Raw genomic sequence first — 19,916 nt, 5'->3', positions numbered from 1 at the left:
TCGGCTTCCGTATCCTTATCCATGGTCCTCACCTCCCGCAGATGACGTATTCATTGGCGTTATTATAACAAGAACGGATTACAACCCCAAAAGTGGATTTGGGGAGAGGCATCTTTACTTTACGAGTTCCGGCGTTTGGCGTAGAATGTGTCCCCGTGGCGTCCACGTCCTGTGCGGTGTGCAAAGAATGCCGCTCCCCTCGCTTTGCTGCCGCAGTCCCAATTCGCCGACGATACTTCTTATGCAGGGATGATGATTATGGGTTACACGGAAATCAACGCGAAAACCATAGACCAGTGGGTGAGCAATGGCTGGGAATGGGGGCAATACGTCAGTCACGATGAATATTCTGAAGCGATCCACGGCCGTTGGAGTGTAAAACTTACGCCCGTAAAAACCGTTCCACGCGAATGGTTTGGGGACCTCAACAAGAAAAAGGTTCTGGGACTGGCCAGCGGTGGAGGCCAACAAATGCCGATTTTTACGGCCTTAGGCGCAGAGTGTTCGGTCCTGGACTATTCGGAGAAGCAGTTGGAGAACGAGAGGATCGTGGCCGAGCGGGAAGGCTATGCCATCGCCCTCGTCCATGCCGATATGACGAAGAAATTACCGTTCGAGGACGATTTTTTCGATCTGATCTTTTATCCGGTCTCGAATTGTTACGTCGAGGACGTAAAGCCCATTTGGAGGGAATGTTATCGGGTGCTGAAGGCTGGCGGCGTGCTGATGTCGGGGTTGGATATCGGCATCAATTATGCATTTAACGAGGACGAGACAACGCTCGTCAACGTATTGCCGTTTAACCCGATAAAACATCCCAGCCACTTGAAACAAATGCAGAAAAGCAACGGCGGCATACAGTTTTCACACACTCTGGAGGAGCAGATCAACGGACAGTTGGAAGCCGGATTTATTTTGACCCATCTCTACGATGATACGAACGGCTCAGGGAACCTGTGTGACCACAACATCACGTCGTACATCGCGACCAGAAGCGTGAAAAGGGCTTGAAAGCGCGGGAAGGCGCCCTGAGAGGGGAGGCAGAAACGGACAGAAAATCAGACGCGAATGGGCCGCGGCTTGCCTTCCCGCACGTCGGAAAATCTCTTCGGGCGCTTTCGTCAGATGCGATGATCTTATCGAAGCTCCGCCCCGTCGGCGTTGTACCAGAGAAAACCGTGCCCTCTGCAATAGGCGTCTATCCGTTTTGAAAGCGCCCGATCCGCTCCGTATTCCAGGAGATAAACGGATAAGCCGCAGCCCTTCGCTTTTTCAAGGTATTCCTGGTAATAAGCGGTTTCCGCTTCCTGCTGCACGCCGTAAGTGCCGTTTTCAAAATTGATGCTGGTGAAGACCGTCTCCTGATTGACCCCGTCGAACAAGGACAGCGCAGTGCCTTCCTCCATGCACCTTGAAACGAAGCGATCTCCGCCATTGATCACAAGCGGGAGGCCGTAGCCTTTCAGCCCTTTAACGATCGTGCAAAGCCCGTGAAACACGTCGTCCGTCTGGTAATGGTCATAGACGTCCGCGTTGTCCAGAAAGAAACCGTCAAAGCCCATGCGGGCATACCGTTTTCCCAGTTCGTGGACGATGAAGTCCTGCCATGCAGGAGAGGAGACGTCAACCCACCGTTCGTCCGGCCAGCTCTCATAGACGGCAAGCGTTGCCCCTTTAAAGCGCCCATAGTAAGGGCGATATTCCTCAACCGCCCCGATATTGATGTATCCGTACACCGTCTTTCCGGCGTCGTGCAGTTTCGCAACCTGATCCGCCTGAAATTCCGACGGTTCGATCACGATGAGGCGGCAGTCCTCCAGCCTGTTTATTTCTTCGGCACCGATGCCGAGGAACACCCCGTATTCCCGTGAATGCGCCGCCGCAGGGCCGGCAACGGAAGCTGAAGGGCAGAGCGCAGCGCAGAGGACGACGCACAGCACAAAAAATCGTTTTCGTTTTGTGTATTCCATCAATCCCTTTCCCCTCCCTTTCTTCATTTGCATTGGTGCCGTTCTCTGATTCTCCGTCGGGCATACCGCGGTCAAGGGCCCGCTCAGGGACGACGCCTCACGAGCACAGCGCCGGCGCGCGTCTCTTATGCGCTTGATAATAAAGGAGAAATGCGACGGCGGTCACGGCCCAGGACACGGGATAACAGCCGAGGATCGTGTAAAATCCAGGGTGCCGCGGGACGACGAAAAGGATCCAGAGGATTCGCGTCGCGCAGGTTCCCAGCAGGGTGATGAGCATTGGCTTGAAGGTCTCTCCCGTCCCCCGGATCGCCCCTGCGTACACCTCTCCAATCGCATAGAGGCAATACAGCGGCGCAAGGAAGTGCATGATTTTGCCGGCTTCAAAGGCGATGTCGAGGTCCGCGGGATTGATGAGCAGGCGCCCCAGCGAAACGCTTCCGAAGAACAGGGCAGCGCTGACCAGGGCGATAAAGCCAACGGTCATGAAAAGGCCGACCCTGACGCCGAACCTGGTGCGGGCGTACTTCCCCGCCCCATGGTTTTGCGCCACGAAGGTGGCGACCGCTTCGGACAGGGAGTCCGCGATCAGCCAGATCAGAAAATCCAGCTTTCCGCACAGCGCCCACGCTGCGATGTTGTCCGTGCCCGTGCGGTTGATGCCGGATTGAACCATCATGTTGGCGACGGGATAGAGGGCGGACTGAAGGCCAACCGGAAGGCCGATCCTGCAAATGGAATGCAGCATGGCTTTGTCGACCCTGAGTTCCGCGCCGCTCACCCTATAAGGCGCTCTCGTCCTCAGGAGGACCCGCAGCACGAGCGCGGCGCTGAGCCCCTGGGCGCATACCGTGGCGAGCGCCGCGCCGGGGGCGTTCATCTTGAATATCGCCACCAGGACGAGGTCCAGGACGACGTTGGCGCCTCCTGCGGCGATCAGCACATAAAACGGCGTCCTGGAGTCGCCCACCGCGCGAAGGATTCCTGCGCCCACGTTGTAGAGCATGGAGAGGGCGAACCCACCGAAAAGGATGCGGACGTAGGAGAGCGACCCGTCAAAGAGCTCTCGCGGCACCTCCATCGCCTTCAGGCAAAGGGGAGCCGCGAGAAACCCCAGGACGGACAGCACCAGGCCGCCGGCCAGAGCGAAACCGATTCCGGTGTGGACGGCCCTGGATAAGGACGAGTGGTCCCTGGCCCCGAAGAACTGCGAGATCAGGATGGTCGTCCCCGCGGACAGCCCCACAAAAAAATTGACGGGCAGCTTCAGGAAGCTGTAGACGGCATCGATGGCAGCCAACCCGGTCTTTCCCGCAAACTGTCCCAGGATGACCGCGTCCACCGTGGTGTAGAGTTGTTGGAACAGGCTGCTTGCGAGGATGGGCAGGAAATAGAGCAGAAGCCTTTTCCCGACGGACCCCTCGGTCAAGTCCACGCCGCGCGTCTCCTTCATCGTGCCGCACCTTCCTCTCAGCGGGCTTCGCCACGACCATCCAGCAGCCTGTGCCGGGTCATCCATCCTCTTCGACAGCGCGCCGCGACCGCCGAAGGCCTTTATAGAGAAGCCGGATGGGTCCTGCGCCGGAAGATAAGTTCGCCGCCGCGCAGGGCTCCGGCGCGCGCTTTTCCGTCACCGGGTCACATGGAGACCTTTTCCTTGCCGCGCTTCTGCAGGACCTCCAGCTCCTGAAGCTCAAGGTAGGGGTAGGGCTCCTCCTCCCCCTCCAGCTTCCGCTCCCGCAGCACGCCGACGACCCGCACCCAGGCGTTCTCAGGCGGGGCGTCCTTCCCGATGCAGGCGAAGCCGATGGGCGCGTTGTCCGGACCGCAGCAGATCGCGATGCGGACAACGGCGAACTTCTCCGGTCCATCGCTGAAGTCCTCCTCCGTGATGGGGAGGACGAACCCCTCGTACTGGATGGTCTTGCCCAGGTAGTCCCCAAGGTTCATGAAGATGTCCGTGATCATCTGCACGAAGAAGTTTTCGCGTATCACGTAGTCCGGCTTCGCAGCCGCCGCGGGTGCGACGGCCAGCAAAAGGCACAGGACGAGGAATGCGCGGGGTGTCCTCATCTTTTTTCTCATCGCAAGGGCCTCCTCAAGCTCAGGCCGTGCGCCCCATGAGGCGCGCCAGGAGCACTGCCCCCATCAGAGCCGCCACGTTGACGGACACGATGCCGGCCCCCGTGGGGAGGTTCCAGACGAAGGAGAGGAACAGCCCCACCGCGAAGCAGGCCAGGGAGATGCAGGCCGCCAGGACGACGAGGGCGCGGAAGCTGCGCACCAGCCGGCGCGCCGTGACCGCCGGAAGGATGATCAGGCTTGAGATCAGGAGCGTCCCCATCATCCTCATGCCCAACACCACCGTGAGGGCGGTGAGGAAGGAGATCAGGAACTGATAGAGCGTGACGTTGATCCCCAGCGACCGCGCGTAGTCCTCGTTGTACGTGATCAAAAAGAGCCGGTTGTAGAAGAGGACGAACAGCCCCGTGACGAAGAGCGAGAGGGCGACGGAGAGGATCACGTCCTCGTTCGTCATCGCCAGGATGCTGCCGAACATGTAGCTGCACACGTCGAGGTTCATCCCCCGCGTCAGGGCGGTGACCAGCACGCCGAAGGCCAGGGCCCCCGAAGCCGCGATGCCGATGGCCACGTCGCCCCCCACCCTCTTGCGCTGACTGACGAACATGATGAGGAAGGAGGCGGCGACGACCAGCGGCGTCGAAACGTAGAGTGGCGGCAGGTTGAAGGCCAGGGCCACGGAGAGCGCTGCAAACCCCACCTCGGAGAGCCCATGGCCGATCAGGGAATAGCGCTTCAGGACGAGGATCACGCCGAGGATGGAGGCGCACAGTGAGACCATCACCCCGACGATCAGCGCCCGCGTGACGAACGGGTAGGAGAGGACCTCCCAGACCTCCTGAAACGTCATGCCGGTACCTCCACGAAGGCCGGGACGCCCTCGGAGTCGAGGGAGGGCGCTTTCCAGACCCCGCTGCGCCAGGCATCGGGCGTCCCCACGAAGAGCAGGCGCCGCGCCATCACCGCCACCCGCGACGCGCGCTCGGCCACCTCGTCCAGGTCGTGCGAGACCATCACGATCGTCGTCCTCCGTTCCCTGTGAAGCCGGGTGAGGAGGACGTAGAACGCGCGGCGGCTCTCCTCGTCCAGCCCCGAACAGGGCTCGTCCAGCAGCAGCAGCTTCGGTCCGCGGCACATCGCCCGCGCCAGCAGGACGCGCTGCATCTGTCCGCCCGACAGCTTCCCGATTCGCCGGCCTGCAAGGTTCGCGATCTCGAAGGTGGACAGCGCCGCCGCCGCCGCCGCCTTGTCCGCGCCGGTGTAGAACGGGACGCGCCAGCCCCGTCTCTGGGTCCCGGAAAGGACGATCTCCCACACCGTCGCGGGGAAGTCCCGATCGGCCCCCTCGACCTGGGGGACGTAGGCCGTCCCCTCAAGCCCCGTCCTCAGATCGACGCGGCCCTTCGTCAGGGGCGTCAGGCCTAGGATGCCGCGGATCAGGGTGCTCTTTCCCGATCCGTTGGCTCCCACGATGCAGAAGAACTCCCCCTCCTCGACGCTGAAGGACACGTCCTCCACCGCGGGAATGGCGCCGTAGGCGATGGAGACGTGAGAGAGCGACAGGAGCACCTTGTCGTCAGGCCGATTCAACGACCGTCCTCCTACAGGGTAAGGGCCTGCTCGACGGCATTCTGGTTGGCCCGCATGATGTCCAGGAAGGTCACGCCCTTCTCGAACTCGTCCTTCGTCAGGTTGTGGGCCGTGCTGAACGTCAGCAACTTCGCTCCCGTCTGCTCGGCGATGGACTGCGCGACCTTCGGGACGACGAACTCCTCGTGAAAGAGGCAGCGGATGTCCTTCTTCTTCATGTACTGGATCACCTGGGCGATGCGCTGCAGGCCCGGTTCGCCCTCGGAGGAACAACTGTCGTAGGCCGTCACGTAGTTCAGACCGTAGTGCTTCAGGAAGTAGAGGTACGCAAAACGTCCGCCGAACACCAGGGTCCGGTGCCTGCCCTTCTTCACAAGGGAGGCGAACTCCGCGTCCAGCTCCGCCATCTGGGCCTTGTAGGCCGCGGCGTTCTTCGCGTAGAGGTCTGCGTGCTCCGGATCGGCTGCCGTCAGCCCCGCCACGATGTTATCCACCATCTTCTGGGCCAGGGACAGGTCCAGCCAGATGTGCGGGTCGTACTCGTGATGGTGGTGGTGCGTATTCCCGTGCTCGTCGCGGTCTTCGTGGTCCGGTTCCTTTTGAAGGGCGACTCCCTGCGAGGCGTCCACCACGACCAGCTTCTCGTTGTCCAGGCTCTGGACGATGCGATCGGCCCAAGGCTCCATGTACTTTCCCGTGAACACGAAGACGTCCGCCTCGTTCAGCGTTTTGACGTCGGACGGGCGGGGTTCGAAGGTGTGGCTCTCCACCCCTGGGGGCAGGAGCATCTGCACCTCCGCCCGATCTCCGGCCACCTGTCGGACGAAGTCGTACTGCGGGAAGAGGCTGCACACGACCAAAAGCTTCTTCTCCTCAGCCCCGGCGCCTCCCGCCGCCAATGCCAAAACCAGGGCGCAAAGGCCCGCCGCAAACGTTCTTGAAATCCTCAAACTCGGTAACCTCCCAGAAAAAATAAAGAATAAATTGGAACCAACGGCGCCCCGCGCACGGGCCCCTGAGGGAGCCGCTGCGTCGGGAACGCAATTCAACGGCGCCCCCGTTTGACGCAGCCGGGGCACCGCCCGTAGAGGACGAGCCGGCTCTCGTCGATCGCGAGGTCGTTCTCATCGGCAAAGCGGTGGAAGGCCTCGCGGAGGGGCTCGCTGTTGATGTGGAGCATCGTCCCGCACGTCTCGCAGAGGAGGTGGTAGTCCTCCTCGTCCTCAGTCGCGTCGCCTGAGTACTCGATCAGGGCGGGGCCGCCGTCGGGGCTGCGGTAGCGCCGCACGCGCCCCGCCTCCTCCAGCTCGGCCAGGAAGCGATAGACCGTCGCCTTGCTGACTGGGGTCCCCGACGCCTTGAGGCGATCCACAAGGGCCTCCGCCGTCAGGTGGTCACCCTTCGCGGCGTTCAGGCACCGCAGGATCAGGTTCTTCTGCCTCGTGCTCCTTCGCAGGTCGCGGGGCGCATTCTCCTCCAGACCCTTCACGCTCTCCCCCTCCTTCGGCACAAACTGAAACTGAGACGCACAATCAACTTGAAGAAAAATACCTCAGCCGCAAAAATTTGTCAAGGTTATCGGGAAAAATCGCGATCAAATTTGCAGGTTGCGACGGTTTTATCGGGGGGCAAGCCCGCCGTTGTGGAGGTAAGCCGACTCTGGCCCTGCACCCGTCCGGTGCGGTGGGAAACGCGAGAAGCCTGTCTTCGCCGCATGTTGAGATTTTTTTTGGTTTTTGAGAGAAGCAAGGAGGATTGTGCCGGGCAGTTGAACAACCACCCGGCGAGTGTCTTGACCTTTCAATGCACCATGAGGTCTTCTTCGGAGAGGGGGCGCTGCACTCAGCCCGACAGTTCGTCCTTTTTGGCGATGGCCCTGTAGAGAAAGGATATTGCGAGGCCGGATACGGCGAGGCCTGCAGCCATCAGAAATGCCGGCCTGTAGCTGCCCTGTCCGTTAAAGACGGCCCGCATCGTCATGGGACCCGCGAAGCCTGCAGAGGAAAAGCCAACGAACATGACGCCGTAGTTCAGCGAGCTGTGCTTCACGCCAAACTGGTCGCTGGTGAAGCCGGGGTACACCCCCATGAACGCGCCATAACAGAGGCCAACCAAACAGATGCCGCCACAGAAGAGCGCCACGCTTTTATTCCCGCCGCTGACGTAGGTTGTGAGTGAGGCAGCGGCTGCCAGGATGTACACGGCCATCAAGGTTTTGACACGCCCTATCCTGTCCGATATCCAGCCGGCCGCGATGCGCCCCGCCGTGTTGAACAGCGCCAGGACGGAGACGACAAGCGCCGCTGCGGCACTGGTCATGCCGATCATCGTTTGGGCGATGCTGGCGGCTTCAGAGATGGCCATCAGGCCCAGCGTGGAGCCGACGAAGAGCATGGCCAGCATCACGTAGAAGACGGAAGAGGAGAGCATCTGCAACGTGCTTTTGTCCCCGGCTCCCGCGGCCCCCATCCCAGCCTGCGGCGTCCACCCGTCCGGGACGAAATCGTCCGGGCAGTTAACGATCGACAGCGAACTGACAAAGGCCAGGCCAATGATCACGGCGCCAAAGATGAGGAAGGCACGGTTCACCCCAACGGCATGGGTCAGGGCGTCGGCGACGGGTGGGATCAGGATGGAACTGAGGCCATAGGAGGCGGTGCTGATCCCCCCGGCCAGGCCTTTCTTATCCGGGAAGAACTTCACGGTGTTGCTGATGGTGCAGACGTAGGTGAAGCCCTCTGCCAGCCCGCAGAGAATGCCGTATCCCAGCGCCAGAGTGAGGGTATTGGTCGCCATGCTGCTGACGATGAACCCCAGCCCGAAGACTGTGACGCCGATAAGGATCATCAACCGGGCCCCCAGGGTCCTGTCCAGGATGCCTCCAAGGATCATGGTGATGAAGGCATCGCCGTTGGCGAGGGAGAACACGATGGCCAGGTCCGCTGCTGTCAGGGAGGTGCCGTTCAAGGCGTTCAGATGCCGGGCCATGGGCCCGGCGAAGACACTCCAGGAGTAGACGGAACCCACGCAGAGGTTGGCGAGGCAGCTGGCCGCCAGGATGCTCCATCGCTTCCTGGACAGTGCCGCGTTTCGCGTCTGAACGTCCTGCATACTTATCCGGGATGCCATCAGATCACGCCGTTCTCATGCAGTTTCGCAATTTCCCCATCGCTCATATTGATGAGCTCCTTGAGGATGCTGTCCGTGTCCTCGCCAATCCCAGGAGCGGCCTTGCGGGGCGCGTCCGCGCAGCCGTGCATCTTGATGGGGGAGCCGATGATCTCAATTTCCTTCCCGAAAGCCGGATCGTAGACCTTCCATAGCATGTTGCGACGACGTATGATATCGCTTTCGCAGGCCTGAGCCGGCGTCAGAATGTTCCCGAAGGGAATGCCCGCGGCCAGGATCTGCCGCTCGATGTCGGCCACATTGTGTTTGAGGCTCCAGCTCTCAATGATCTCCTTCAACTCTGCCTCATGCGTGCAGCGGAGGGAGTTTGTCGCGAAACGGGGGTCCCTGGGCAGGTCCGGCATGTTCATCACGCTGCAGAGGGCGGCGAAGAAGCGATCCGTGCCGCAGGCGATGACGAACATGCCATCCGACGCCCGAAACGCATCGAAGGGCGTGATGCCCGGATCGCGATTCCCGATAGCCCTGGAAATCTCGCCCTTGATGGTGTAAGCCAGGGGGCCGACCTCCAGGATGGAGAAGATGGAGTCCACCATGGAGACGTCGAGCCGCCGCCCCAACCCTGTGCGCTCTCTCTGGAAGAGGGCTATGACGATGCCCAAAGCCAGATACGTCCCGGAGTAGTTGTCTGCGATGGCGGGTCCCACCTTCACGATATCGTCGCCGAAGCCGGTGACGCCGATAATGCCGCCCAACGCCTGGGCTACGATGTCGTAGCAGGGGCGGGGCGCGTCCGGCCCTTCAATGCCGAAGCCGGAGATGGAGGCGTAGATCAGCCTGGGGTTGATTTCCTTCAGCACATCATACCCCAGCCCCAGCTTCTCCATGGTCCCCACGCGGAAGTTCTCCACAACCACGTCCACCTTGGCGATCAGTTCCTTATAGATACGCTTTCCCTCGTCGCTCTTGAGGTCCAGGGCCAACCCGTACTTGTTCCGGTTGTAGCATGAAAAGTACCCGCTGGCGCCATCCTTGATGGGTTCCCAGGTCCGACTCTGGTCGCCCTTGCCCGGGACCTCCAGCTTGATGACCTCGGCGCCGTGATCGGCCAAGTGCATGGTGCAGAAGGGGCCGCTGTAGGCGTGAGTCATGTCCATGATGCGCACGCCTTCCAGGGGGCGTTTTGAGAGAAGTTCATGCATGCTGCGATTGTCGTCCATAACGTCCTCCGTGTTGAGTGTTCAATGAAAGGTAGGGGGCGCGAAGAACCGCGCCCCGCAAAAGTTGTCCTTTGTCAGGCCCAGATGTCGCCAATGGTGAATCCTTCCGGAAAGGGGTCTGTGGGGTCCAGTACCAGGTTTCCATAGCCGTAGATCCAAGACTCTCCAGTGATGGTGGGGACCACGGCGTCGTATTTGCCTATCTTTGCCTTTTCCACCAACTCGCCGGTGTAGACCACACCCAGGAGCCCCTGATGACGGAACTTCTCGTTCAGCTTCAGCTCCCCTTTGGCGTACATAGCTGCCATACGGGCACAGGTTCCGGTACCACAGGGGCAGCGGTCCAGGGCGCCGATCCAGGTGGAGGGATCGTCGAAGTCCACAGCGCCACTGGCCACCGTGACGGCGTTCTTTACGTCCACCGTGTCGCTCTTGTAGTTTTCGGGGTCATAGAGCTGGGAGATGGTGACGCCCACGCCAGGGTAGTTGGGGTGCTCCACGGGGAGCTGGTCCTGGACGGCCTTGAGGATCAGGGAGGAAACCCGGGTGATCTCCCGGCCCATCTCCGGGACCAGCTTGATCCAGGGGAACTGTCGGGCGTCAGCCATAGCGTAGAACATGCCGCCCCACGCTACATCCACTTTCACCTTCTCCACGCCGTGGCCGATGTGAGGAACGGCGATCTCCTTGTCCGTGTGCACGGCAAAGGCCGGAACGTTTTTGAAGGTCACAGCCACGGCCTTTCCGTTCTCGCACCGGGCCTTGATACCGATAAGCCCTGCCGGTGCTTCGAGGTTGAACTCGTTCATCCCCTCTTTCATAGGGATGATGCCTGTCTCCAACAGAGCGGTGGCCACGGAGATGACGTTGCCGCCGGACATCATGGGATACTCGGTCTGCTCCATGATGATGAACCCTGCGGCTGCATCGGGATGCTTGGGAGGAACGATGATGTTGCAGCAGAGAGGGGGATATCCCCTGGGCTCACGGAGCAGCAGCTTGCGCAGGCCGTCATCGTGAAGACGCAGGTACTCCTCCATTTCGTAGACGCTGTTTCCGGGAATGTGTCCCACGCCGCCGGTAACAACGCGCATGGGCTCGCCATCGTGGGTTTCGACAACATTCAGCACTCTCTTAAAGCTCATGATTCTGCCTCCTGAAATTAATTTTAATGATTGCGGTGCTGTTGGTTGGTGGCTTTGCTGTTTATTCCTCGACGTCGATGGGGTTTTCCACGACGCCCCATTCACCGTTCTCTTCGCGGCCTTCAAAATAGGCGTCGTAGCATTTCTTGCAATACTTGAAGAGGACGATAGCGCACATGATCAGAATGATGCTCTGGAGTAGTCCCACCAGCGTGAACATGCCCTTGACGGAATTGATTCCTCCCGTGGCCACCAGCGTGTAGGCCGTGCCACAGAGGATGCAGCCCGCCAGGATTTTCTGGAACATGGGGGGCTCGGCATCGGCCTCGAGTTTGCGGCAGGCGAGGGTGGCGACACAGGAAGCCATGGGATCGGCAAGAGTGGAAAAACTCATGACAATGCACAACAGGAACATGATGGTGACGAAGTTGCTCATAGGCAATGTCCCGATGATTTGAAACACTGTGGCCTGCATACCGGAGGTATTGACGGCGTTCCATACGTCGAAGGCCTCCGAGGTTTGAAGGTGAATGACTTGGCCGCCGAAGATGGCGATCCAGACGATACAGAAGAAGGAGGGGACCAGGATCTGCACCAGCATAAAGGTACGAACCGTGCGGCCGCGGCCCATGCGGGCAAGGAACATGCCAATGACCGGGGCGTAGACGATGAAAGAGGCCCAGTACTGAACGATCCAGTCCGCGAACCAGCTGTCGTTTGTAGTGAGCACGTTGGTCATGACGGTCATCTTTCCGAAATTGTCGATGATGTAGCCAATGGATTCAGAGCCTATCTTGCTGATGAACTGGGTATTTCCGAAAATCAGGACCCAACCCATGAGGAAGAAGAAGAAATACATACAGCAGGTGGAGACGTATTTCAAGCCTTTGCTGATACCCGTGACGCAGGAGGTAATAAACACGCAGCCAATGAAAATAGCGGCCAGCAGCCAGATCAAGCGGGACTGCGGAACGCCAAAAGCCGCCTCCAAGCCCGCGCCGATCTGCATCAAACCTACGCCCATGGAGTTTGATGTAGCGCCCATGATGCAGAAGATGACGACAGCGGTAAGCAGCGTGTTGAGCCAGGGGATTTTTTTGCCGATAGCACATTCTATGATGGAATTGAAGGAAAGGGATTTCTTGCGGTTGAAGCAGATCACTGCGAAGGCTGCACCGCAGATGGCATACATGCAATATTGGACAAAGCTCCAATCCCACATGGCCTGGGCCACGGCAAAGATAGCCGCATCCCGTGAGCCCGCCGTCCCTACGGCTGTAGGCGTGGTCATGAAGTGGTACATGGGCTCTCCCATAGCCCAGAACAGGAGGCCTGTGCCGATGCCGGAACAGATGGACATGGCACACCAGATGGGCATGCTGTAAGCCGGCTTCGCATCCTTGCCGCCGATAACTACGTCGCCGTAGCGAACGGCCACGAACACCACACCGAGGATGATAAATGCCAGGGACAGCAGGTTGATGTACCAACCCAGATAGTCTGCCATACCGTAGAGCAGCGTGGTCATAAAGTTGCCTACGGGCTCGCGCCAGATAACGCCGGAGGTGATGAACAGAGCCAGGATAATGATAGCCGGCCAGAACGCCGCCTTATTCATCCGTTTATCTTCCAACTGTGTACCCATCAATTTTCACCTCTAGTTTCATTTTTGAATCGGGAATTTAAACAGCGGCAGGGTATACGCATACGATTCCTTTTTCTGCCGGAAGCGCATTCGGATTTGTCACAAAAGAAGCGCGCTGCGCAACAGGGGAATTGGGGAGACGGCGAATTTTGCCCCTTTTCTGCCACCATTTCGGCAAAAGCCCCCCGGGCTTCCCCCGCATATACGGTACTATCGTCATGACAACCAACGATCTTTTAGGAGCTCCTCTATATCTCCATGAAGGATTGCCAAATCGTAAAGCGCCTGGATGGCCTGCTGCCGGATTTCACCCCCATTCTCCATTCAGCATGGCTTTTTCGGTATCGTCAGCCTTGTTACCGCCCTCCTCCTTTTAAGCCTTCACGGCTTCGTCGCGGCCTATGCGATAGGCCTCCAGGTTCTTGGGGTTGCTGTGGCCTTTCCGGCTGAAATAGCGGTCCAGGCCCTCTTCAAAAGCATTGTGGTCGATAAGGCCCGTGGCCTTGATCATGGCCCCCAGAATCACGATATTGGCCGCCCTGCCGTTGCCGATGGCGTTGGCCCGATCCGTGGCGGGGATCAGGTAAACGTTCACATTTTTTGGATACTCCCGCTCGCTCATGAGGGAGCTGTTGACGATGACAGTTCCGCCGTCGCGCATTTGTCCAATGAACTTGTCGTAGGACGGCTCGTTCAGCGCCAGAAGGATATCCAGCTTCGTCGGGTAGGGGCTGCCTATCTCTTCATCGGAGATGACCACGCTGCAGCTGGCCGTGCCGCCCCGCATCTCCGCGCCGTAGGAGGAGGTCCAGCTGACGTTCTTTCCCTCGTGGGCAGCCACGTCGATCAATATCTTGCCGGCGGTCAAAACGCCCTGTCCGCCAAAGCCCGCCATGATGATATCCGCCATGGTCTACGCTCCCTTCTCTTTCTCTCGGGCGGCGCTTCTGTCGACGTATACGCCTACCGGGAACACCTTCTCGATCTCGTCCTTGATTTTCTTCATGGACTGCACCGGCGTCAGCTTCCAATTGGTGGGGCAGGGGGAGAGAACTTCGATGAGGGAGAAGCCCTTATTGTCCCGCTGGTTCTCGAAGCCCTTCCTTATGAACTGCTTCGTCTGGTCGATGTGCCTGGGGTCGTAGAGCGCGCCCCGTGCCAGGAACTCCACATCGAAGCCGGCGATGGCTTTGAGCATATCCACGGGGTGCCCCATGGTGTCCTGCCTGCGGCCGGCCTTGCTGCTGACGGTCCTGTCGCCCAGGAGGGTGGTGGCCAGGTTCATCTGCCCGCCGGTCATGCCAAAGGTGCCGTTGTTGACCACGATCATGGTGATGGGCACGTCGCGAATGGCGGCGAAGCAGGTCTCGGACAGTCCGATGACGTAGGAGCATCCGTCGCCGGCATGGACATAGACCGTGGCGTCGGGACGGACCTTTTTGATGCCGGTGGCCACGGCGGCGCAGCGCCCGTGGGGGCCGGCGATGAACTCGTAGTTCAATGCGTCCTGGGCCCAGAAGGCGCAGGCGATGTCCACGGAGGCGATGACCTTGTCCTGAAGCCCCAGCTCCTCGATGCTCTCGGCGATCGTGCGCTGAATGATGCCATGGCCGCACCCTCCGCAGTACCCTGCAGCCTTGATGATGGATTCCGGTTTCTTGAAAACGGGCATCTTACAACACCTCCATGGGCTGAATTTTGCCCTCCTGTATCTCGCGGCAGTGGGCGACGATCCCCTCCGCCGTGGGCAGGTCCTTTGACGTGAGGTACCCGTAGAGCGGTCGGTCGCCGCGGCTGGCCAGCAGGATATCCTCACCCATCTGAGACGTGATGCTCATCTCCACGGTCACGTACCCCCTGACGCTGGTCGGGATCTTCTTGAAAGCGTCGGCGGGGTAGGGCCACACGCTGATGGGCCGGAGCAGCCCCAGCTTTATACCCTCCTTTCGGGCCAGGCGCACGGCAGAGCGGCACACGCGGGACGAGATGCCATAGGCGATCAGCAGAAGTTCCGCATCCTCCATCTGGAAGGAATCCCAGCGCTGTTCATCGCGGTGCATGGCTTCAATCTTGTCGCGCATCATCTTGTTGTAGGCCTCGTAGCCCATGTAGTAGCTCAGGTTGTATGCCTTGTTCTTCTTCTGCTCCCTCGGCTTGCCCGTGAGGGTCCAGTCGAACTTGTCGATATCGTGTTCCTTTTCCGCAGGCAGGTAGACCTTCTCGATCATCTGGCAGATGGCGCCGTCGCTCAATATCTCCACTACATTGCGATACTTCTCCGCCAGGTCGAAAGCCAGGTATGTCAGGTCCGCGCACTCCTGCACGGAGGCCGGTGCCAGAACCAAAAGACGCTTGTCGCCGTGGCCGCCGCCCCTGGTGGACACCCAATAGGAATCCTGTCCTGCGGTGATCTCGCCGTCCCCCAGTCCAAAACGCATCGAGTTGACGAGGACGGCGGGGATACCGGCGGCCGACAGATAGGAGATTTCCTCCTGCTTCAGGTCGAAGCCCGGGCCGGAGGAGCTGGACATGCACCTGGCGCCGCAGGCGGCTGCACCGTAGAGCATGCTCATGCTCGCCACCTCGTTCTCCCCCTGAATGAACACGCCGCCCCGCTTCTCCATGTGATCGGACATGTACTCCAGTATCTCGCTCTGCGGCGTGATGGGGTAGCCCGCGTAGAACCGGCAGCCCGCCCGCAGAGCGGCCTCGGCAATCGCTTCATTGCCCTTCATGAGAGCGTATTCCATGCTTTTTCCCCTCCTCACTCGATCGTGAACACGTAGTCGGGGCACACCTTGTAGCAGATGCCGCAGCCGATACACAGGTCCTGATCGACCTTGATGATCTCATAGCCCTTCTTGTTGACCGTCTCCAGCGGAATGATTGCCTTTCGCGGACAGTTGCCCACACAGAGCTGGCACCCCTTGCACAGTTCCACATTCGCGCTCGCTTTCGCCATTGCGGTCCCCCCAGATTGCAGATTTTTGATTGTGGTTTCATTTATTTTGGAACGCAACCCGATACTAACATAAAAATTGAAACGTGTAAAGACTTTTGTTTTGATAATTTTATATATAAACCGAATTAGTTTCGCTTAAATGATTTACCATCAAAATATTATTTAATTTTTGAAACGTATTGTGTAAATTATGAAACCAGTGTTTTTGTTTTTTGAGTTATCGTCCATAAAATGTTAATTTTTTAATTTCTATTAAAAGTTTTCTTTGATGCGTTTCACTTTTATTGACAAGCTGGGCAAATATGATATTATGCGGTCCATAGACGATCGAACATCAAGGAGGAAATCGAGAAGCCCATCATGCCCGGCCAGATTGAACCGCAGTCCGTACAGGTCATCGACCGCACCTTTGCCGTGATGGAGCTCGTGGCCCGGAGGGGCGTCATGAGCCTGAAGGATATCTACTCCGGCCTGGAGTTGAGTAAGGCCACTGCCCTGCGCATCGCGAATGCCCTTGTGAGCAACGGCTATTTTGAACGCGACGAGAAGGGAAGCTACTCCCTGAGCTTCAAGTCCTACGAGATTGGCATCTGCGCCGTGCGCCGGGTGGAGTACATCCCCTTCATCCGTGAGACGCTGGACCACCTTTCGGGCGCGCTCGACGTCATCGCGCAGTTTTCCGTCCGGGAGCAGGACGAGCTTCTGTGCTTGGAGAGTTTCGACCTTGCACACTCAAACTTCTCCGTCTACACCCGGGTGGGACAGCGGTCCCAGCTTTACGCCACCTCCGCGGGTAAGGCCATCCTGAGCGTATCCCCGGATGAGGATATCCGCTCTTTCTGGAACAGGATGGACATCCGGAGCTTCACGCCCAAGACGATCACGAACCTTGATGACTTCCTGATGGATATCCACAAGACGCGGCAGCGTGGCTATGCCCTGGACCAGGAGGAGACGGAGGCTGGGCTCTTCTGCGTGGGGACCCCGCTCGTCAACGCCAGGCATAAGGCCATTGGCGCCATCAGCCTCTCCTTCAGCCGTTTGGACGAGGCGGCACTTCAGCGCGTCACGAGTGCGTTGCTCAATCAGACCCAACGCCTGGCCTACATGCTCAGTTATTCGATAAAATAAAAAGCAAGCTGGATTGTCAAACCAGGTGCAACAGGCAAGCCGACTCCGGAGAAGGGATTACAGTTCTTCGTTTTCCGGCTTGAAAGCCGACCGGCAGCGTTTGTGGCGCAGGCGATAGAGCTTGCCTGTCTCGTCGGCACTGTAAGCGCCTTTGACGAGGTATGCCGGAGTTCCCTGCCGATCGTTGAGGGACGGTCGGTTCAGGGCACCGAAAATCTTGCGGCCTTCTGCATCCCCGTCTACGAAGACCCGGTATACTTTCTCGCTCTATTGCTATAAAATGAAAACAACCTATGCCCTTCCCATCAGAATTCTAGAGGAAGGGGCGGCCTCCGGGTGACAGTCTCCTTTGCTGTTCGTGCTCGTAAAACTCATTTACCGCGAATGACTGCCATCGGACGAAACTTCCAGGCGACCGACATGGGATGCCCCGCTTTCTGGACACAGCTCGCTTTGTTCGTTGGTCGTCTGCTTATAGGGGTCTTTTTTATCTTCTCTCACCTTCTGCTGGCATGTTTAAATATTGCAAATTATTTATTCTATTGAGAGGGGAAGTGTCGGTAATGAGTGAAGAGAGGCAGGAAGTGCAGCAGGTTGAGCAGCAGCCCGTTCAGAAGGAGAGGAAGAGGGTGGGCCTTGCCAGCAAAATCCTGATCGCCATGGTGCTGGGCTCCATCCTTGGGTGGGCCTTCAAGGGCAGCTACGAGACGTGGAGTGTCGTGACGGGGCCCCTGGGCACCATCTTCATCCGGCTCCTGAGGATGACGATCCTGCCCCTCATCTTCTTCTCCATCGTGACGGGCGTGGCCGGCGTAGCGGACCTGGGCCGCCTCAAGAAGGTGGGGGGAACGTTCCTGGTGTACTGGCTCCTTGCCTCGGCCTTGTCCGCCGTGTGCGGCGTGGTATGGGCCTACATCATCCAGCCTGGCGTGGGCATCAACCTGGCGGAGAAGGCGGAGGTGTTCTCCACGGACAGCGTGGACCTGGTCCAGACCCTGGTGAACTGGATCCCCGACAACGCGGCGGCGGCCTTCGGCAATTTCAACATCATCCAGGTCATCATCTTCTCCCTGTTCCTGGGCATCGCCATCGCGGTGCTGCCCAACGACCTTCCGGCGAAGGATGGCCTTCAGAAGTTCTTCGATTATGGCAACACCGCCATCACCAAGGTCGTTGAGGTCGTCATGGGCTTTGCCCCCGTCGGTGTGTTGTGCCTCATGGCGGACGTCACGGGCACCCTGGGCAACGAGGTCCTGACGGGCCTGGGCAAGATGCTGGCCACGCAGTACATCGCCTATGCCACCATTATCGTGGTGATCCTGCCGCTGATTCTGAAGTTCGTGGCGAAGGTCAACCCCCTTCAGCATTACATCAACATGTATCCGGCCATGCTCCTGGCCTTCTCCACCTGCAGCTCCAGCGCCACGCTGCCCCTGACCATGAAATGCGCCAAGGAGCGCGCGGGCGTGCCGGCGGAGGCCGTCGAGCTCATCGCCCCTCCGGCGGCCACCATCAACATGCAGGCCTGCTGCGCCGAGATGCCCATCTACGCCATCTTCGCCGCCCAGATGTTCGGCCTTGAGTTCGGCTTCGGGCAGCTGGCGGTGATCTGCCTGCTGGGCGTCATCATGGCTGCAGGGGTGGCTGGGGTGCCCGGCGGCGGCATCATGATGTCTGCCATCATGATGCAGAGCATGGGCCTGCCCCTCACGATCGTTCCCTGGGTTGCGGGCATCTACCGCCTCATCGACATGCCCAACACCATGCTGAACGTCACGGGGGATACCGTGGGCATGGTCACCACCACCTCCCTGCTGGGGACCCTGAACCGGGACAAGTTCAACGAGAAGAAAACGTTTGCCGAGTGAGGTCACGGTGCATGCAGCGGCAGGGATAGGCCCTGCCGCCGTTATTTTTTAAAAAAGTAATACGGAGGACCCATCATGATTGCAATTCGACTTCGGGAAGGCCGGGGGAGGTTCGGCGTGGTCGGCCACGTGGGGGTTGGCCACGTACACAGCCACAGCGGCTTCGTCCAGGACGACTCCGCCGGCTTTGCCGTGGCCGCGGGGCTGCTGAAGAGGGCCATGCCCGTGGATACCACCATTGCCTGTGCGGAAGCCGACGTGGATGCCAACACCATCACGGTGACAACGCGGGGGGGCGGTACGGCGACCCTGAGCCCCCGGCGGGGCGTCACGCCAGCGGAGGCAGAGCTCCTGGAGCGTGCCGCGGGACGCGATGCCCTCTACTCCCAGAACGTGGCCCTGGACACCTTCGGCCGCCTGTACGGCCAAGGGGTCGGGGAGGTCCCCGTGACGCTCCAGGGGGCCTGTGCTCTGGCGGTTCTGGACTCCTTCCGGCGCGCCATGGGCCCTGGGCTCAGGGTCACTTCGGAGACTTTCGAGAACAAGTACGACGTTACGGCCGGGACGGTGTTGGATGTGGAGGGCGTGCCCGTGTCCCTGATGCTGGTCATCAACGGCACGAAGGGCGGCATCGGCCCCGACGAGGACTACGAGGGCAACACGGATTGGACGGAGAAGGGGGAGCTGATGTACGAACTGGGGCTGCGCGAGGTCCCGACAGTGGTGGTGGAGTCCAAGGCCTTCATCCCCGCCATGGCTGACGGGGTGAAGGAAAACCAGTACATGGTCCGGGCCCAGGAGGGCGTGGACTGCATGGAACTTGGCTCCGCGCTCTTTGACGCCGGGCGGGCTCTGGGGCTGCCCATCCGCTATGAGAAGAACATGATGCCCATGCCGAAGGGCGCCCTGGCTCAGGCCACGGCAAACTTCGCGGACCGCATCATGGCCACCGCGGAGAAGCTGCGGACCGCGGACTCCGCCCGGGAGAAGACGGAGCTGACGGCGGAGCTGGCGCAGCTCGTCAGCGAAGACGCCGGCGGCGTGACCTTCATGACCAGCTCGCTTAACGACCGCGTACGGGGGGCGGGGACCCTGCCGGGGATCTCGGCGGTGCTCTCCATGGTCACCACGCCGGAGTATCAGGCCCACTGGAAGATTCCGAGGCTGGAGCCCG

Annotated in this window: 19 protein-coding genes; 4 read left to right on the top strand and 15 right to left on the bottom strand. The window is 59.7% G+C overall.

Going from position 1 to position 19,916, the window contains the following annotated elements; all coding sequences use genetic code 11:
- Positions 1-258: 258 nt before the first annotated feature.
- Entirely contained in the window at positions 259-1,011 is a 753-nt protein-coding gene (locus SY1_RS09770) for a class I SAM-dependent methyltransferase (protein ID WP_208873635.1), read from the top strand.
- 125 nt (positions 1,012-1,136) lie between these two features.
- Here the strand turns inward: SY1_RS09770 and SY1_RS09765 are convergent, their stop codons facing one another.
- From SY1_RS09765 to SY1_RS09695, 15 genes are all read right to left on the bottom strand, one after another.
- The gene (locus tag SY1_RS09765) at positions 1,137-1,856 is read right to left on the bottom strand and encodes a glycoside hydrolase family 191 protein (RefSeq protein WP_208873634.1); all 720 of its coding nucleotides are present in this window, start codon (positions 1,854-1,856) and stop codon (positions 1,137-1,139) included.
- A gap of 211 nt (positions 1,857-2,067) precedes the next feature.
- Positions 2,068-3,423 (bottom strand): MATE family efflux transporter, encoded by a 1,356-nt coding sequence (locus SY1_RS09760; RefSeq protein ID WP_015556926.1) that lies wholly within the window; start codon positions 3,421-3,423, stop codon positions 2,068-2,070.
- Between the two features lie 185 nt (positions 3,424-3,608).
- Positions 3,609-4,055 carry a TIGR03943 family putative permease subunit gene (locus tag SY1_RS09755; protein WP_015556925.1) on the bottom strand — a complete coding sequence of 149 codons (447 nt, stop codon included), beginning with the start codon at positions 4,053-4,055 and terminating at the stop codon, positions 3,609-3,611.
- A gap of 19 nt (positions 4,056-4,074) precedes the next feature.
- Positions 4,075-4,902, bottom strand: coding sequence for a metal ABC transporter permease (locus SY1_RS09750; protein ID WP_015556924.1), 828 nt, complete (start codon positions 4,900-4,902; stop codon positions 4,075-4,077).
- Complete coding sequence (locus SY1_RS09745; RefSeq protein ID WP_208873633.1) at positions 4,899-5,642, bottom strand: metal ABC transporter ATP-binding protein; 744 nt, start codon at positions 5,640-5,642, stop codon at positions 4,899-4,901. Before SY1_RS09745 ends, SY1_RS09750 begins: the two co-directional genes overlap by 4 nt.
- Before the next feature lie 11 nt (positions 5,643-5,653).
- Positions 5,654-6,592, bottom strand: a complete 939-nt coding sequence (locus SY1_RS09740) for a metal ABC transporter solute-binding protein, Zn/Mn family (RefSeq protein WP_208873632.1) — start codon at positions 6,590-6,592, stop codon at positions 5,654-5,656.
- A 95-nt stretch (positions 6,593-6,687) separates the two neighbouring features.
- Positions 6,688-7,131 (bottom strand): Fur family transcriptional regulator, encoded by a 444-nt coding sequence (locus tag SY1_RS09735; RefSeq protein WP_208873631.1) that lies wholly within the window; start codon positions 7,129-7,131, stop codon positions 6,688-6,690.
- A gap of 353 nt (positions 7,132-7,484) precedes the next feature.
- Positions 7,485-8,753, bottom strand: a complete 1,269-nt coding sequence (locus tag SY1_RS09730) for an L-lactate MFS transporter (protein ID WP_208873630.1) — start codon at positions 8,751-8,753, stop codon at positions 7,485-7,487.
- Positions 8,754-8,770: 17 nt separating this feature from the next.
- On the bottom strand, positions 8,771-9,973 hold the full coding sequence (locus tag SY1_RS09725) for a CaiB/BaiF CoA transferase family protein (protein WP_208873629.1): 1,203 nt from the start codon (positions 9,971-9,973) through the stop codon (positions 8,771-8,773).
- A gap of 92 nt (positions 9,974-10,065) precedes the next feature.
- Complete coding sequence (locus SY1_RS09720; protein WP_015556921.1) at positions 10,066-11,136, bottom strand: proline racemase family protein; 1,071 nt, start codon at positions 11,134-11,136, stop codon at positions 10,066-10,068.
- Positions 11,137-11,197: 61 nt separating this feature from the next.
- A complete protein-coding gene (locus tag SY1_RS09715; protein WP_015556920.1) occupies positions 11,198-12,781 on the bottom strand; it encodes a BCCT family transporter in 1,584 nt (527 codons plus the stop codon).
- A 373-nt stretch (positions 12,782-13,154) separates the two neighbouring features.
- Positions 13,155-13,691, bottom strand: a complete 537-nt coding sequence (locus tag SY1_RS09710) for a 2-oxoacid:acceptor oxidoreductase family protein (protein WP_015556918.1) — start codon at positions 13,689-13,691, stop codon at positions 13,155-13,157.
- Positions 13,692-13,694: 3 nt separating this feature from the next.
- Complete coding sequence (locus SY1_RS09705) at positions 13,695-14,453, bottom strand: thiamine pyrophosphate-dependent enzyme (RefSeq protein ID WP_015556917.1); 759 nt, start codon at positions 14,451-14,453, stop codon at positions 13,695-13,697.
- Between the two features lies 1 nt (position 14,454).
- Complete coding sequence (vorB, locus tag SY1_RS09700; RefSeq protein ID WP_015556916.1) at positions 14,455-15,531, bottom strand: 3-methyl-2-oxobutanoate dehydrogenase subunit VorB; 1,077 nt, start codon at positions 15,529-15,531, stop codon at positions 14,455-14,457.
- A 14-nt stretch (positions 15,532-15,545) separates the two neighbouring features.
- Positions 15,546-15,743, bottom strand: coding sequence for a 4Fe-4S binding protein (locus SY1_RS09695; RefSeq protein ID WP_015556915.1), 198 nt, complete (start codon positions 15,741-15,743; stop codon positions 15,546-15,548).
- Positions 15,744-16,103: 360 nt separating this feature from the next.
- Between SY1_RS09695 and SY1_RS09690 the strand changes: the two genes are divergently transcribed.
- The 3 genes from SY1_RS09690 to SY1_RS09680 form a co-directional block, all read left to right on the top strand.
- Complete coding sequence (locus SY1_RS09690; protein ID WP_015556914.1) at positions 16,104-16,874, top strand: IclR family transcriptional regulator; 771 nt, start codon at positions 16,104-16,106, stop codon at positions 16,872-16,874.
- A gap of 563 nt (positions 16,875-17,437) precedes the next feature.
- Complete coding sequence (locus SY1_RS09685; RefSeq protein ID WP_015556913.1) at positions 17,438-18,742, top strand: dicarboxylate/amino acid:cation symporter; 1,305 nt, start codon at positions 17,438-17,440, stop codon at positions 18,740-18,742.
- Between the two features lie 75 nt (positions 18,743-18,817).
- Positions 18,818-19,916 (top strand): hypothetical protein (locus tag SY1_RS09680; protein WP_208873627.1); only part of this gene is annotated, 1,099 nt, incomplete at its 3' end.

It is taken from the genome of Fretibacterium fastidiosum (assembly GCF_000210715.1).
Lineage (GTDB): Bacteria > Synergistota > Synergistia > Synergistales > Aminobacteriaceae > Fretibacterium > Fretibacterium fastidiosum.
Note: the sequence above shows the minus strand (reverse complement) of the source record. Positions and strands in the feature narration are given on the sequence as shown.